The organism is Thermohalobacter berrensis (assembly GCF_003609645.1).
Taxonomy (GTDB): Bacteria; Bacillota; Clostridia; order Tissierellales; family Thermohalobacteraceae; genus Thermohalobacter; species Thermohalobacter berrensis.
The window spans coordinates 401115-417539 of record NZ_MCIB01000001.1 but is presented as its reverse complement, the minus strand read 5'-3'; the positions used below and the strand labels follow the sequence as shown (position 1 = coordinate 417539).

The 16425-nt window shown below is 28.6% G+C and carries 14 protein-coding genes; all 14 read left to right on the top strand.

The genetic code is table 11. From position 1 onward, the window contains the following. The first annotated feature begins 68 nt into the window (after positions 1–68). The 14 genes from recJ to BET03_RS02095 all read left to right on the top strand — a co-directional run bounded on the left by recJ (position 69) and on the right by BET03_RS02095 (position 16404). Positions 69–2582 (top strand): single-stranded-DNA-specific exonuclease RecJ, encoded by a 2514-nt coding sequence (gene recJ / locus BET03_RS02160; protein ID WP_120166762.1) that lies wholly within the window; start codon positions 69–71, stop codon positions 2580–2582. A 13-nt stretch (positions 2583–2595) separates the two neighbouring features. Further along, positions 2596–3108: an adenine phosphoribosyltransferase gene (locus BET03_RS02155; protein ID WP_120166760.1), complete on the top strand. Its 513-nt coding sequence runs from the start codon at positions 2596–2598 to the stop codon at positions 3106–3108. A 361-nt stretch (positions 3109–3469) separates the two neighbouring features. After that, entirely contained in the window at positions 3470–5626 is a 2157-nt protein-coding gene (locus BET03_RS02150; RefSeq protein WP_120166758.1) for a RelA/SpoT family protein, read from the top strand. Positions 5627–5641: 15 nt separating this feature from the next. Then, entirely contained in the window at positions 5642–6091 is a 450-nt protein-coding gene (gene dtd / locus BET03_RS02145) for a D-aminoacyl-tRNA deacylase (protein WP_120166756.1), read from the top strand. A gap of 10 nt (positions 6092–6101) precedes the next feature. Continuing rightward, positions 6102–6722 (top strand): MBL fold metallo-hydrolase, encoded by a 621-nt coding sequence (locus tag BET03_RS02140; protein WP_120166754.1) that lies wholly within the window; start codon positions 6102–6104, stop codon positions 6720–6722. A gap of 65 nt (positions 6723–6787) precedes the next feature. Continuing rightward, positions 6788–6970, top strand: coding sequence for a hypothetical protein (locus BET03_RS02135; protein WP_120166752.1), 183 nt, complete (start codon positions 6788–6790; stop codon positions 6968–6970). 11 nt (positions 6971–6981) lie between these two features. Next, complete coding sequence (gene hemZ, locus BET03_RS02130; RefSeq protein ID WP_120166750.1) at positions 6982–8457, top strand: coproporphyrinogen dehydrogenase HemZ; 1476 nt, start codon at positions 6982–6984, stop codon at positions 8455–8457. A gap of 146 nt (positions 8458–8603) precedes the next feature. Next, entirely contained in the window at positions 8604–9860 is a 1257-nt protein-coding gene (gene hisS, locus BET03_RS02125; RefSeq protein ID WP_120166748.1) for a histidine--tRNA ligase, read from the top strand. Positions 9861–9874: 14 nt separating this feature from the next. Then, entirely contained in the window at positions 9875–11650 is a 1776-nt protein-coding gene (gene aspS / locus BET03_RS02120; protein ID WP_120166746.1) for an aspartate--tRNA ligase, read from the top strand. 147 nt (positions 11651–11797) lie between these two features. After that, the gene (locus tag BET03_RS02115) at positions 11798–12553 is read left to right on the top strand and encodes a tRNA threonylcarbamoyladenosine dehydratase (RefSeq protein WP_120166744.1); all 756 of its coding nucleotides are present in this window, start codon (positions 11798–11800) and stop codon (positions 12551–12553) included. 18 nt (positions 12554–12571) lie between these two features. Next, positions 12572–13000: a SoxR reducing system RseC family protein gene (locus tag BET03_RS02110; protein ID WP_120166742.1), complete on the top strand. Its 429-nt coding sequence runs from the start codon at positions 12572–12574 to the stop codon at positions 12998–13000. A gap of 31 nt (positions 13001–13031) precedes the next feature. Then, on the top strand, positions 13032–15281 hold the full coding sequence (locus BET03_RS02105) for a spermine/spermidine synthase domain-containing protein (protein WP_120166740.1): 2250 nt from the start codon (positions 13032–13034) through the stop codon (positions 15279–15281). A gap of 37 nt (positions 15282–15318) precedes the next feature. Further along, positions 15319–16113, top strand: coding sequence for a sugar phosphate isomerase/epimerase family protein (locus tag BET03_RS02100; RefSeq protein ID WP_120166738.1), 795 nt, complete (start codon positions 15319–15321; stop codon positions 16111–16113). 21 nt (positions 16114–16134) lie between these two features. After that, on the top strand, positions 16135–16404 hold the full coding sequence (locus BET03_RS02095; RefSeq protein ID WP_120166736.1) for a metal-sensitive transcriptional regulator: 270 nt from the start codon (positions 16135–16137) through the stop codon (positions 16402–16404). The last annotated feature ends 21 nt before the right edge of the window (positions 16405–16425 follow it).

The window sequence follows — 16425 nt, the reverse complement described above, 5'->3', positions numbered from 1 at the left end:
ATTATTGAAGATTTAAGTCTATTTAGCTATAATGAATTATGTAATTTTAATACTAAAGGAGTACAGTTATGATACGATTCGATAAAGTAGTAAAGATAGTTGACACAGAATATAAAAAAGCTAAAGAGATTAGTCAAAAGTTAAATATTTCAGAATTAATAGCAAAGATATTATTAAATAGAGGACTAGAAAGTTCAGAAGAATGCCAAATGTTTTTGGAAGCAGATATAGATAGATTAAATGATCCTTTTCTACTTAAGGATATGGACAAGGCAGTTAATAGGATAAAGAAGGCGATTGATAATAGAGAAAATATTTGGATTTATGGTGACTATGATGTAGATGGCATTACAAGTACTTCAATATTAAAGTTATTTTTTAAAAAGCTTGGTATCGAAGTTAACTATTATATACCAGATAGATTAAAAGAAGGATACGGTTTAAATAAAGATGCAATAGATTACATTGCATTGAATAAAGGCCAATTAATCATAACTGTAGATTGTGGAATTAGTTCTATTAAAGAGATAAATTACTGTAAAGAAATAGGAGTTGATATAATAGTAACTGACCATCATCAATGCCCTAAAGACATCCCAAAAGCTTTAGCAGTGATTAATCCAAATAGAGAAGATTGTATGTATCCCTTTAAGAAGCTTGCTGGAGTTGGAGTAGCCTTTAAACTTATACAGGCACTATCTAAAGAATTAAATATAGAACTTGATTATAATGAAATTTTGCCTATTGTAGCAACAGGTACTGTTGCAGATGTGGTTTCACTACTAGGGGAAAACAGGATTATTGTAAAAAATGGTTTAAAACTTATGCAAAAAACTACTAACAAAGGAATTAAGGCTTTAATAGATGTTACAGGATTAGCTAACAAAAAAATAAGTAGTGGTCATATTGGCTTTGTTTTAGGCCCTAGAATAAATGCAGCGGGAAGGGTTGGTTTTGCTAGTAGTGGAGTTGAACTACTTACTACAGATGATGAATATAAAGCAAAGGAACTTGCCAAAAAACTTAACGATGAAAATAATAAAAGACAACAAATTGAAGCTAAAATTCTTGATGAAGCAGAGGAGATTATTAAAAGTGATAAAAACTATCATAAAGAGAAGGTTTTAGTTATTGCATCTGAAAACTGGCATTCTGGTGTTATTGGAATTGTTAGTTCTAGAATAACAGAAAAATATTACAAACCATCAATACTAATTTCAATTGAAGATGGAGAAGGTAAAGGATCTGCAAGGAGTATATCTAGTTTTAATATATATGATGCATTAAGTAGATGTAAAGAATTATTTAATACTTTTGGAGGTCATAAACAAGCGGCAGGATTATCTATAAGTAAAGATAAAATCAATATTTTTAGAAATAAAATTAATGAGATTGCTGAAAATTTAATGACTGAAGAGGATTTAATTCCAGAAATTGAAGTTGACTGTGAGGTTTCTTTAGATAATATAACAATAAAAATAATTAAAGATTTAGAAAAGCTAGAACCTTTTGGTATTGATAATCCAAGCCCACAATTTTTGTGTAAAGATTTAATAGTAAAAAGTATTAAACAAGTAGGGTCACAGAATAAACATTTGAAAATGGTTGTAGAAAGGGATGGCAAAAGTATAGATTGTATTGGATTTAATATGGGACACTATATCAAAAAGATAAAAGTAAAAGACAAAATTGATGTTATAACTGCTATAGAAATTAATGACTTTTCTGGTGTTGAAAAAATACAGTTCAATATCAAGGAAATTATAGAGAAAAATAATACTATAACTAAGCAAAGTTATTATGATTCACTTAAAAAGACCTTATTTAATAATGATATTGAGATTATTAATAAATTTAACTTAAGTGATATTTATTTTCTAAATAAAGAAGATAGATTATGTTACTTATTTAATTTATTAAAAAATGAAAATGATAACTTAATTTTCATAAACAATTATTTAAATTTAAAAATCTTTTTAAATGAATTAAGATTGCAAGGAAGGGATTTGTTAAAAAGAGTCTCTATATCTTACAATAGTGATAAAGAACTTAAGGCTAATAGTATAGTTATAAATCCAATTATTAATGATATAAATATTAAGAGGTATAAAAAAATAGTATTTTTTGATTTTTCTTTTCATAATAAGGTATTTTTTGATATAATAGAGAAGTTCCGAGATAAAAATATTTTAATATTGGCTAGTAGAAAGGATATTGATTTAAATCGAAAAGTATTAGAAGGAATTTTACCTTCAGTTACTGAATTACGAATTATATACAAGTCTTTTCTATCTAAAAAAAATAAAGTACTAAAGATTGATTTAGATAGTTATCTAGATTATTTACAAAACATTCCAAAAATTTCAATAAATAAGACTAAATTAGAACTATGTCTTGAAGTGCTTAGAGATTGCAATTTAATAAATTACAAGATTATAGATAATGTATGTTATATTAAAATCCATAAAAAACCGAAAGAAAAATTTAATATTATGGACACTAAAAAATTTAAACATTTATATAAACTAAAAGAAAATACACAAATTATGTCACAAATCCTTAATAATAATTTATATTGCTAAGGGAGGAAATAAAATGGATCTAAGAACTAAAATAAGAAATATTAAAGATTTTCCAAAAGAAGGAATTAATTTCAAGGACATAACTACTGTGCTTAAGGATAAAGATGCTTTTAAGGAATGTATTGACCAAATAGCAGATCAGCTTAAGGATAAAGAAATTGACATTATAGTAGGCCCAGAGGCTAGAGGATTTTTGATAGGGGCTCCACTAGCATATAAATTAGGTGCTGGTTTTGTACCTGTTAGAAAACCTGGAAAATTACCAGCTGAAACTATAAGTGCTGAATATGAATTAGAATATGGAACAGATAAATTAGAAATACATAAAGATGCCATTAAGCCTGGACAGAAAGTCGTAGTTGTAGATGATTTATTAGCAACTGGAGGTACAGTAAAGTCAACGGTTAGTTTAATTGAAGAGTTAGGAGGAGAGGTTGTAGCAATTAGTTTCTTTATTGAACTAGAATTTTTAAAGGGTAGGGAAGCTTTAGAAGGTTATGAAGTTAATTCAATAGTAAAATTTTAATTAGACCAAGGAAATAGAGGGACTAATTAGTCCCTCTATAATTAACATTAAGCCCACTAATGTGGGAGTTTTTATTAGAGGGTGCTTAAGATTTTTAAGTAATAGCCAAAGGGGATTAGGTTCTCATAGCGGAAGCGAACTTTGTTCGCTTTTTTTAATAACACATAGGAAATTATAAACAAATAAAAACTGTGGAAAAAATATAATTTTCGGCATGTGTTTCAAAAAAGTCAACCTTGAGAATCCTTTATTTTTAATAGAAGACTTTTTTATATTAATGTTTTTATAATAAAGCTATTGTGATATACTATACCTATATATTTTGCTATAAAATACTTTTATATATAAGAGGGTGGGCAATTTGTTATCTAATTTAATTTCTAAAATAGAACAATATAACCCCCTTGGAGATCTAGATCTGGTTATTAGGGCATATAATTTTGCAGAATCTGCACATGCTGGTCAGGTTCGTAATTCCGGTGAAAGATTTTTCGTACATCCATTTAATGTAGCAATGATTTTAGCTGACTTAAACATGGATGTTGCTACTATTGCGGCCGGCTTATTACATGATGTTATTGAAGATACAGATGCAACATATGAAAAATTAAGAGAGAATTTTAATGAAGAAATTGCCAACTTGGTTGAGGGTGTTACTAAATTAAAAAAATTAAAATATAGAACAAAACAAGAAAGACAGGCTGAAAATTTAAGAAAAATGGTCATTGCAATGTCTAAAGATATAAGGGTGATTATTATAAAATTAGCCGACAGACTTCACAATATGAGGACTTTAAATTATATGACAGAGGCTAAAAAGAAGGAAAAAGCTTTAGAAACTTTAGAAATTTATGCTCCAATAGCCCATAGATTAGGTATTTCTAAAATTAAGTGGGAATTAGAAGACTTATCTCTAAGATATATAGATCCTGAAGGGTATTATGACTTAGTTGAAAAAGTTTCTAAAAAGAGAAGAGAGAGAGAAGCATATATAAATAATGTTATAAAAATATTAAAAGAGAAGTTAAAAGAAACAAAAATAGACTGTGAAATAAACGGGAGACCTAAACATTTTTACAGTATTTATAGAAAAATGCATTACCAAAATAAGACCTTTAATCAAATTTATGATTTAACTGCTATTAGAATTATAGTTGAAACTGTAAAAGACTGTTATGCAGTTTTAGGGATTGTCCACACTATATGGAAGCCTATTCCAGGTCGATTTAAAGACTATATTGCTATGCCTAAACCTAACATGTATCAATCTCTTCATACTACAGTTATCGGACCGCAAGGGGAGCCTTTAGAAATCCAAATAAGAACTTGGGAAATGCATAGGACTGCTGAATATGGTATCGCTGCTCACTGGAAATATAAAGAGGGAAATAATAAAACTGATGAATTAGACAAAAAGCTTTCCTGGTTAAGACAAGTTTTAGAGTGGCAAAAAGAGATGAAGGATCCTAAAGAATTTATGGAATCACTTAAGATTGATTTGTTTACAAATGAAGTTTTTGTTTTTACCCCTAAAGGAGATGTGATTAATTTACCAGCTGGTTCAACTCCTATTGATTTTGCCTATAGGGTTCACACAGCGGTTGGAAATAATTGTGTAGGTGCTAAGGTAGATGGCAGAATAGTTCCTTTAGATTACAAACTTAAAAATGGTAATATTGTTGAGATTATTACTTCGGCAAATAGTAATGGTCCTAGCAGAGATTGGCTTAAAATTGTAAAAAGTAGCCAAGCAAAAAGCAAGATAAAACAATGGTTTAAGAGGGAAGAAAAAGCACAAAATATAAATAAAGGAAAAGACATGCTTGAAAAAGAGGTTAAAAGACAAGGATATAAGCTAACTGAAATTTTAAAAGATGATTGGCTAAAGAAAGTGGCCCAAAAACTAAGTCTAAACAGTGTAGATGATTTGTATGCAGCTCTTGGGTATGGAAGTATTACATTAGCACAAATTACTCATAAATTAGTAGAATTATATAATGATTACTACAGTAAAAAGGAAGATAAAAAAGAGGAATTATTAAAACAAGTAAAAAATAAAAAAACTTATAGGCCGAAACAAGGAGTAAAAATAAAAGGGATAGATAATGTTAAAGTAAGATTTTCAAAGTGTTGCAATCCTGTACCTGGGGATGAAATAATTGGTTATATTACAAGAGGTAGAGGAGTATCAATTCATCGCAAGGATTGCCCTAACATTAATAACTTAGAAAATCAGGAGAGATTTGTTGAAGTAGAGTGGGATGAGGCTAAAAAAGTTTCCTATTCAGCTGAAATTCAAATTAAAGCTAGTGATAAACCAGGTTTATTAAGTGAAATAACACAGCTTTTATCGGAGGGAAATCTAACTGTTACTTCACTTCATGCAAGGACAAATAAGGAGAAACTTGCCTTAATTAATATTACTCTTGAAATTAAAGGGGTTGAACAGCTAAATAAATTTATGAAAAAGGTTAAAAAACATAAAGATGTAATAGATGTTTATAGAGTATTAACTTAAAGGAGTGGTAGATTAATGAGGGCTGTGGTACAAAGAGTAAAAAATGCAAAAGTTGCTGTGAAAGACAAAACTACAGGAGAGATAGGAAAGGGATTACTAGTTTTATTAGGTATAGGAAAAAATGATAGTGAAGAAGATATTAAATATTTAACAGAAAAAATTGTTAAATTAAGAATATTTGAAGATGAAAATGAAAAATTAAACCTATCTCTTCTAGATATTAAAGGGGAATTATTAGTTGTTTCTCAATTTACATTATATGGTGACGTAAGAAAAGGTAGAAGACCCAATTTTACAGATGCTGCACCTCCTAAAAAAGCTGTAGAGCTATATAAAGACTTTGTAGATAAATGTAAAAGTTATGGTATAAAAGTGGAAACAGGTGAATTTGGAGAATATATGAATGTTGAATTAAATAATGATGGACCTGTTACTATATTACTTGATAGTAAAAAAGTTTTTTAGGAGGGATAAAATGATTCTTCAAAGGGTACCTGCCGGAATTTATGGTGCTAATTGCTATATTCTTGGTGATGAAGTAACAAAAGAAGCTATTATTGTTGATCCAGGTGGAGATGTAGATGATATAATCTTAAAAATAAAAGAATTAGACTTAAATGTAAAATATATAGTTTTAACCCATGGACATGGAGATCATATAGGAGGTTTAATTGAATTAAAAGATAAGATGGATGCTACAATATTGATTCATGAGAATGATGAAGAACTGCTAATAGATGCAGAAAAAAATCTATCCTCTCATATGAGTATGGATAATATTGAAATTAAACCTGATAAAGTTTTAAAAGAAGGGGATAAATTAAAATTTGGAAAATATGAAGCTATTATCATACATACACCTGGACACACAAAGGGAAGTATCTGTATAAAAGTGGATAATAATATATTAACAGGTGATACATTATTTGCAGGTTCTATCGGTAGAACTGATCTGTATGGTGGTTCCTTTGATAAAATTATAAAATCGATAAAAGAAAAAATATTAATATATGATGATGACGTTAAATTATTTCCAGGCCATGGACCAGTGACAACAATTGGGATAGAAAAAAACACAAATACTTTTATACAATAAAATAGAATACCTCTCAAAGGTAGGAGGCAAAATAATATTATATAAAAACTTTGAGGGGTGTTATTATGAGAAAAAGTATTTATGAATATATTTATGAAAGAAATCAAAATATGCTAAGGGATATAGATTTACACGACTTTATTGAGCTTTCAAATAAAGGATTAAGTAATGATGAACTTGCAAGAGAATTAGGAATTCCAAAAACTTATATTAATAAAGTATTAGATGATATAGGGAAAGGAAAGTAGGGAGAGGATTTATGATAAAAGTATATCTAGAAGGTCATGAGTACAGGTATGATGTGTATCAGCTCCTAAAATTATTTTATTTTGATGAAGAAATTCTTTTTATTAAAGAAAAGGCTTTGGATAATAACCAAGGCCTTTTAATTGAGAGTTATTTAAAAAACGAAAATGATAACTATATTGTTAATACTAATATATATATAAATGGTATATATATAAGTTCTTCTAATATAGATAATATTAATAAAATCGATATAAAGGAAGATAATCTGAAAAAAAAGAAAAAGATAGCTATTAAAAAAAGTATTTTTGATGCTATATCGAAAATATGTAAAAAAGACGTTCCATGGGGAATTCTAACTGGTGTAAGACCTACAAAAATTGTCCATGAATTAATGGATAAAGGTATTGTTGAAGAGACTATTTTAGAGGTCCTAATGAAACAATATAAAATATCTAGGGATAAGGCTAACTTAATTATAAATATAGCTAATAATCAAAGACAATTTATTTATCCAATTGATGAGAAAAATTTTAGTCTATATATTAGTATCCCATTTTGTCCTTCAAGATGTATTTATTGTTCTTTTCCTGCTTATTCATTAAGGAAAAAAAGTGATTTAGTTAATAAATATATTGAGAAGTTGTTGTTTGAGCTTGAAAAAGTAGCTGAGTTTACTAAAGACATGAAATTACAAACAGTTTATATCGGTGGAGGCACTCCGACTTCAATTCCTAGTAGAGATTTACAGAGAATTATAGAAAAGGTAAATAATATATATGATCAAAAAAAAATAAAGGAGTTTACAGTTGAAGCAGGAAGACCTGATACTATAAACAAGGAAATGCTATTAATGTTAAAAGAAAACGGAATTGATAGAATAAGTATAAATCCCCAAACAATGAATGATACGACTTTAAAGGGTATAGGAAGAAGACACACAACTGAAGATATTAGACAAACCTATGAATTGGCTAGAAAAATTGGATTTAAAAAAATAAATATGGATATAATTATAGGACTACCTGAGGAAGGCGAGAAAGAGATTAATAAAACAATGAATCAAATATTACAACTGAGTCCTGATAATTTAACAGTTCATACTTTAGCATTAAAAAAGGCTTCGAAATTGAGGAATGAAAGAAATAATTTTACTTTACAAGATGCTAAAACCATTAGAAACATGCTAAACATTACAATGGATTATGCCAAGGAAATGGACATGTATCCTTATTATATGTATAGACAAAAGCAAATTTTAGGTAATTTTGAAAATATCGGTTACACAAAAAAAGATAAAGAATGCATATATAACATGTTAATAATGGAGGAAAAACAAACAATAATAGCATTAGGAGCAGGTGGAGTTACAAAAATGGTATATCCAGCAGAAAATAGAATTGAAAGAGTACCTAATGTAAAAGATCCTAATGAATATATTAATAGAGTTGAAGAGATGATAGAAAGAAAGAGGAAATATTTAAGATAATTGACACCCTTAACCATTTCAATTATAATATATAGACAATATAAGTAGAGGGAAAGCCCCTTTTATTAAAATAATATTATGGGCTTTTATTTTAAAGTATAGTTTTTGTGGTTATAATCCGTATAAATGTGAAAAGGAGGATGAATATGCTAACTAGGGTGCCAAGGGGTACGAAAGATGTTTTACCATCTGAATCATATAAATGGCAGTATGTGGAAAATATGTTTAGAGAAGTATGCAAAAACTTCGGATATAGAGAGATTAGAACGCCAGTATTTGAACATACTGAACTATTTGAAAGAGGAGTTGGCGAAACTACAGATGTTGTTCAGAAAGAAATGTATACTTTTGAAGATAGAGGTGGAAGGAGTATAACTTTAAAACCAGAAGGCACTGCTCCTACAGCTAGATCATTTATTGAAAATAAACTTTATGCACAGCCCCAACCAACTAAATTGTTTTATATTATACCTGTACTTAGGTATGAAAGACCTCAAAAAGGAAGATTAAGAGAACATCATCAATTTGGTGTTGAAGTTTTTGGTAGTAAAAATCCTGCTATTGATGTTGAAGTAATTAGTATAGTTTTAACTTTGTATAAAAGACTTGGAGTTGAAGATATTGAATTACATATTAATAGTGTTGGTTGTCCAGAGTGTAGAAAAGAATATAATAAAATTTTGAAAGAATATTTAACTAAGAAAGTAGATTATTTATGTGATACATGTAAGACTAGATTTGATAAAAATCCTATGAGAATAATCGACTGTAAAAATAAAAAATGTCAAGAACAGCTACAAGACGTACCTTTAATGATAGACCACTTATGTGATGATTGTAATAATCATTTTGATAAAGTAAAACAGTACTTAGAAGCACTTAAAATTGACTTTGTTGTAGATCCTAAAATAGTAAGAGGACTTGATTATTATACTAAAACTGCATTTGAGTTTATATCGACTGAAATTGGAGCCCAATCTACTGTATGTGGTGGAGGAAGATATGACGGTTTAGTCGAAGAAATAGGAGGGCCGTCAACCCCAGGGGTTGGATTCGGCATGGGTATAGAAAGACTTTTACTTACTCTAGAGAACAAAGGTATTGAAATTCCAAAAGAAAAAGGATTAGATGTATTTTTTGTAACTATAGGTGAAAAAGCAGAGAAGGAAGCATTTAGATTACTTTATGATTTAAGACAAAATGGAATTTCAGCTGACAAGGACTTCTTAGATAGAAGCGTTAGAGCTCAATTTAAATTTTCTAATAAGATAAATGCTAAATATACAGTAGTAATAGGTGATGACGAGTTAGATAAGGGAGTTGTCACCTTGAGAAATATGGAGACTGGAAAAGAAGAAGAAATTAAGATAAATGATTTAGTTAATATTTTGAAGATGAAGTAAAGGAGGTAATATTAATGGGTGAAACGATGGGGAAACTAAGACGTACTCACATGTGTGGCAATTTAAGAACAGATAATATTGGTGAAGAAGTAATATTAATGGGGTGGGTACAGAAAAGAAGAGATTTAGGCGGTTTAATATTTGTAGATTTAAGAGATACAACGGGTATTGTACAAATTGTTTTTGATAAAGATGTGTCTAAAGAGGCCTTTGACAAAGCTGATACTATTAGAAGTGAATATGTTCTAGCTGTTAGAGGTAAAGTAGAAAAAAGGCAATCAGTTAACAAAAATATCCCTACAGGTGAGATTGAAGTTTTCGTTGAAGAATTAAAAATTTTAGATGAAGCAGAAACTCCTCCTATTTATATTAAAGACGATGATGATGTATCAGAAGCAATGAGACTCAAATATAGATATTTAGATTTAAGAAAGCCTTTAATGCAAAGAAATCTTAAAATTAGACATAAAACCGCTAAGGTTGTAAGGGAATTTTTAGATGAAAATAATTTTGTTGAAATAGAAACTCCTATGTTAACTAAACCTACACCAGAAGGTGCTAGAGATTATTTAGTGCCAAGTAGAGTTAATCCGGGAAAATTTTATGCATTACCACAGTCACCACAAATTATGAAACAACTTCTCATGGTTTCTGGTATGGACAGATACTACCAAATAGTTAAATGTTTTAGAGACGAGGACTTAAGAGCCAATAGACAACCTGAATTTACACAAATTGATTTGGAGATGTCCTTTGTTGATGTTGATGATGTAATAGAGTTAAACGAAAAACTTATATATAAAATATTCAAAGAAATAAAAGGAATTGAAATTGACTTACCTATAAAGAGAATGAGTTATAATGAGGCTATGGAAAGATATGGTACAGACAAGCCGGACTTAAGATTTGGTTTTGAATTAAAAAATATAACAGATATTGTTAAAAACTCCCAATTCAAAGTTTTTAGCGGTACTATTAAAAATGGTGGAGAAGTTAGAGGGATAAATATTAAAGGATATGCTGATAATTTTAGTAGAAAAGATATATCTAAATTGGAAAATTATGCAAGGACTTATGGAGCTAAAGGATTGGCATGGATAAAGATAAATAATGATGGTATTAGTTCACCAATAGCTAAGTTTTTAGGTGAAGAAGAATTAAATAAAATTATTGAAAGAATGGATGGAGAAGCAGGAGACTTACTTTTATTTGTTGCAGATAAACAAAGCGTAGTTTTTGATTCACTAGGACATTTAAGAATAGAAGTAGCAAAACAGCTAGATATAATTGATGAGGATGACTATAAGCTTGTATGGGTTGTAGATTTTCCACTATTTGAATATGATGAAGAAGAGGATAGATATGTAGCTAAACATCATCCTTTTACTCATCCAGTTGATGAAGATATAGAACTTTTAGAAACAGAACCAGAAAAAGTAAGAGCAAAGGCCTATGATATAGTTATTAATGGCGATGAAATTGGTGGAGGAAGTATAAGGATAAACAACTCTGAACTTCAGAAGAGAATGTTTAAAGCGTTAGGATTTTCTATGGAAGAAGCTAGAAATAAGTTCGGATTCCTATTAGATGCTTTTAAATACGGAACACCACCACATGGTGGTATAGCATATGGATTTGACAGACTTATTATGCTTCTAACAGGTAGTGATAACATAAGAGATGTTATAGCTTTTCCTAAGACCCAAAATGCAACTTCATTATTAACTGATGCACCATCAGAAGTTAGCATTGAACAGTTAGAAGAACTTCATATTAAATTAGATGATTAGTTAATTAGCCAGGAACCTTTATCCTGGCTATATTTTTAGTTTAAATTATAACTAAATTGCTAAACTCTATAAACTATGCTAATATTATAATGAATCTAATAAAATGTACTAAACCTATAAAAAAACTATTAATAAGAGGTGTAGCAGATGTTACATGAATTTTCAAGAACTGAAATGCTTATAGGAACAGAAGGACTTAATAAGCTTAAGGAAAGTACTGTAGCTGTATTTGGAATAGGTGGTGTAGGAAGCTTTGTTGTAGAGGGGCTAGTAAGGTCTGGTATAGGAAATCTTGTGTTAGTAGATGATGATGATGTATGTTTAACTAACCTGAATAGGCAGATTCATGCCACTAGGAAAACAGTAGGAAAACCAAAGGTTGAAGTTATGAAAAAAAGAGTTTTAGAAATTAATCCTAAAGTTAAAGTAAAAACATATAAAGAATTATATAATAGTGAAACTGCTGATAGGCTATTATCTAATGATTACGATTATGTTGTAGATGCTATAGATATGGTATCTTCAAAAATAGATTTAATAGTTAGATGTAATAAAAGGGGATTACCTATAATAAGTTGTATGGGAGCAGGAAATAAATTAAATCCTACTATGTTAGAAGTTGCAGATTTGTATGATACATCTATCTGTCCTTTAGCAAGGGTAATGAGAAGAGAGTTAAAAAAACAAGGAATAAAAAAACTTAAAGTAGTATATTCCAAAGAAAAACCTATCACGCCAAGACAAACTGAAGGAAACTGTAAAACAGATTGTATATGCCCAAATAAAGAGAGGACATGTGTTGTTAGAAGACAAATTCCTGGAAGTGTTTCCTTTGTTCCTTCAGTAGCAGGGTTAATTATTGCTTCTGAAGTAGTTAAGGACTTAATAGGTTTTAATAAGTGATAAATATGAGGTGATATTATGAATCAAATTGGTTATATTGTATCTACTAAAGGTAATATTGCTGAGGTGGATATTAGAAGAAGTTCAGCTTGTGGAGATAAATGTGGTAGTTGTAGTGGGGGTTGTAATGCACCTAAAATAAGAGTAAAAATGAAAAATACCCTTGGAGCAGAAAAAGGCGATCTAGTTGAGATAAAAACGAAAACTAACGTAGTTTTAAAATCTGCTTTTATAGTTTATGTAGTACCACTTATAATAATGATTTTAAGTATTTTTGCTGGTATCAATGGTTTCAAAAGTTTAGGGTTTAGTAATTATGAATCACTAGGCTTTTTAACTGGATTATTTTCATTAGGATTATCTTATATAATACTAAAGAATATAGATAAAAAAATTAAAGAAAAAAACAGCTTGAATTTTGAAATGGTTAAAATAATAAATAAATAGTAAATCTACTAACAAAAGGGGAGTGGCTATTTTGAATGCTTTGAGTAAAGATAAGAATTTAAATAAATATTCATTGATACTAAGCCTTTTTTTTGTTTCCTCTTCACTCTTTATTTATGAAGTTTTAACAACAAGGCTTTTTTCTACAGTTCTAGTTTATCATTTTGTGTTTCTAGTTACGTCTTTATCAATTTTAGGACTAGGGATAGGTGCTATTATAGTATTTTTATATCATGATAAATTTAATTCCAAACTATTAACATTAATGCCTGTTGTTTTAGCAATTAGTTATATTGTATGTACACTCATAATTTATAAACTGCCATATATTAAGCTATTTTTAATTTATTCAGTCTTAGCAAGTCTGCCTTTTGTTCTAGGTGGAATTATTTTATCCTTAATTTTTAAAGAGTTTAAGCAAATAGGTCATTTATTATACTTTGGAGACCTTTTGGGTTCTTCTTTTGGAAGTATAGGGATTATTTTATTAATGGACAACCTAGGGTTTATAGGAACGTTATTTGTAGTTTCTATAATGGCCTTATTAGGTGGTTTATTTTTAAGTATAAAAAAAAGAAGGCAAACTATTCTTACATTAAGTCTATTAACGATACTATTGATTTTATCTGTTTATAAACCTATAAGGGTAAACATAGAAAAGAACTTTACAGCTTATTTTACTAGTCCTCACACTGCTATTTCCTACTTTAAACAAAATAAAGAACTAGATGTAAAGATTGAATATACAAAATGGGATTCAATTTCTAGAACTGACGTTATAGATGTAGAGGATCCAAATAGAAAGGTAATTATAACAGATGGTGGAGCTAGTGCCCCAATGGTTAAATTTAATGGCGATTTAAGAGAAGTGTCATATTTAAAGGAAAGTATAGAGTATATTCCATTTAAACTAGGAAAAAATGACAATACTTTAATAATTGGCTCTGGAGGAGGACAAGATGTACTTTTAGCCCTACTAGGTAACGCTAAAAAAATAGATGCAGTAGAAATTAATCCATCTACAATTGATGCAGTTAAAAAATACAAAAAATTTAACGGAGGAATTTATAATTTAAATAATGTAAAACTATATATTGAAGATGGTAGAAAATTTATTGAAAAAACAGAAAAAAAATATAATCATATTTATTTAGGAAAAGTATTTTCAAATGTTGTTGATTATTCTGCTGCAATGTTATCTGAAAACTATATATATACTGAGGAAGCATATAAAGAGTATTTTGATCAATTGAAAGATGATGGAATATTAACATTTGTATTTAATGATATTAGAGAGTTAATTAAATCAGTCAATACAGCTGTAAAAGTATTAATGGAAAATGGAATTAAAAAAAGTGATATTACAAAACATTTTATTTTAATTGAAAATAAGGTTGGCTTTCCAAATCCTGTAGCTATTTATAAAAAATCACCTTTTACAAGAAATGAAGTTAAAATTATTTCAGAGGCTATAAAGCCTTTAAATATAAAGATTGTTAGTATGCCTTATATAAGTGAAAATCCATTATATAACTATTACCAGGAAAAAAATATAAGTTATGGTGAGTTTATAGAAAGTTTTGATTTTAATGCAAGACCTGCTAAGGATAATAGACCATTCTTTTATGATTATACAAAAGGTTTGCCTAACATACTTTTATATATGCTGTTAGGGATATTAATAGTTGCAGGTTTTATATTTGTTTATATAAACAAATATAAACAATTAAGAAAAGTATATACATATTTTTCTCTATTAGGTTTAGCTTTTATGTTAATAGAAATTCCACTTATCCAAAAGACTATTTTATTCATTGGAAGTACAACAAGAGCCTTTAGTTTTATATTATTTTCCTTATTATTCAGTAGTGGTATAGGAAGTTTCCTAAGTGAATCAAAAATTATTGCTAATTTTAAAAAGAAAAGGGATTATATTTTTCTAATGATTCCAATTGTCACAGTATGTGTTATAGCTTCTATGTCTATAATTTTTAGAACTCAAAAAGATGTGGATATCATTATGAAATTTTTTATGGTAATGATACTTATGTTTCCATTAGGTTTATTTTTGGGAATGCCATTTCCAAAAGGAATAAAAAGTATTGCTACTATTAATATAGATAGAGGAGTTCCTTTGGCATGGGGAATAAATGGCTTAATGTCAGTTGCAGGGTCTGTACTTTCTCTAGCAATATCGATGAAACTAGGATTTAACTATTCTCTAATACTCGGAGGATTACTATATTTCATAATTTTTATTAGAAATCCACTAAAAGTTTAATTTAATAATAACTATTAATAATATAGGGTGAAGTTTAGTGAATAGAAAAGCAGATAAGTATAAATTAGGTATTTTCTCTTGGTTTGGTTATATTCTTCCTTTACCTAAAAGACTAAGGTTAATAAAAGAAGCTGGATTTGATGTAACTACACTTTGGTGGGAAGATGAGATTGGGTATAAAAAAGAAGATATGCCTAAAATAGTAAAAGAATGTGGACTATTAATTGAAAATATCCATGTACCTTACAACTACTGTGAAGATTTATGGAGTAGAGAAAATTTAATTCGCCAAAAAGCTATAAAAACGCATATAGAATGGATTGAAGAATGTGCAAAATATAATATACCAATTATAGTTATGCATGTTTCTGATAAAAATGCTTTGAAAACTCCAAATAAATATGGATTATTTTCTTTATATGAGCTTACAAAAAAAGCAGAAGAACTAAATGTAACTTTGGCTATAGAAAATACAAAGTATTATAGCTTTATAGATTATCTTCTAGAATATATTAAATCTGATTATTTAGGATTTTGCTATGATTCTTCTCATGATTGGTTGTACGGAAAAGAAAAATGTGGGATATTGAATAGATGGAAGTATAGATTAATTTGTACCCATTTGTCAGATAATAATGGTGTATATGATTGTCATTGGTTACCAGGAGAAGGTATTATCAATTGGCAAAAAGTAATGAGAAATGTTTTGATACCATCATATAGAGGGAATTTAACATTAGAGGTTATAGCTCAAAGAGAAAAATATTGTAAGCCAGAAAAATTTTTAAAAGAAGCATATAATAGACTCCAGAAACTAATTGAATCTATATAATATTATGTTAGGAGGATGTATATGGAAAAGATAGTAGGAACCAGTGGAATAATAAAGAGGTTAAGAAGGATAGAAGGACAAATTAAGGGTATTCAAAGAATGGTAGAAGAAGAAAAATGCTGTAAAGATATATTAATACAAATAGCTGCAGCAAGGGCTGCATTGAATAAAGTAGGTGGATTATTATTAGAAAATCATGTAAAAGATTGCTTCTTAAAAGAAATAAATGATAATAATAAAGAAGAATTAATAAACGAATTAATAGATATAATGATGAAGTATACAAAATAATTAGAATAGTATGTTATAAAT

Coding starts and splice junctions, on each gene's coding strand:
- recJ (WP_120166762.1), top strand. CDS start 69: ATGATACGATTCGATAAAGTAGTAAAGATAGTTGACACAGAATATAAA.
- BET03_RS02155 (WP_120166760.1), top strand. CDS start 2,596: ATGGATCTAAGAACTAAAATAAGAAATATTAAAGATTTTCCAAAAGAA.
- dtd (WP_120166756.1), top strand. CDS start 5,642: ATGAGGGCTGTGGTACAAAGAGTAAAAAATGCAAAAGTTGCTGTGAAA.
- BET03_RS02140 (WP_120166754.1), top strand. CDS start 6,102: ATGATTCTTCAAAGGGTACCTGCCGGAATTTATGGTGCTAATTGCTAT.
- BET03_RS02135 (WP_120166752.1), top strand. CDS start 6,788: ATGAGAAAAAGTATTTATGAATATATTTATGAAAGAAATCAAAATATG.
- hemZ (WP_120166750.1), top strand. CDS start 6,982: ATGATAAAAGTATATCTAGAAGGTCATGAGTACAGGTATGATGTGTAT.
- hisS (WP_120166748.1), top strand. CDS start 8,604: ATGCTAACTAGGGTGCCAAGGGGTACGAAAGATGTTTTACCATCTGAA.
- aspS (WP_120166746.1), top strand. CDS start 9,875: ATGGGTGAAACGATGGGGAAACTAAGACGTACTCACATGTGTGGCAAT.
- BET03_RS02115 (WP_120166744.1), top strand. CDS start 11,798: ATGTTACATGAATTTTCAAGAACTGAAATGCTTATAGGAACAGAAGGA.
- BET03_RS02110 (WP_120166742.1), top strand. CDS start 12,572: ATGAATCAAATTGGTTATATTGTATCTACTAAAGGTAATATTGCTGAG.
- BET03_RS02095 (WP_120166736.1), top strand. CDS start 16,135: ATGGAAAAGATAGTAGGAACCAGTGGAATAATAAAGAGGTTAAGAAGG.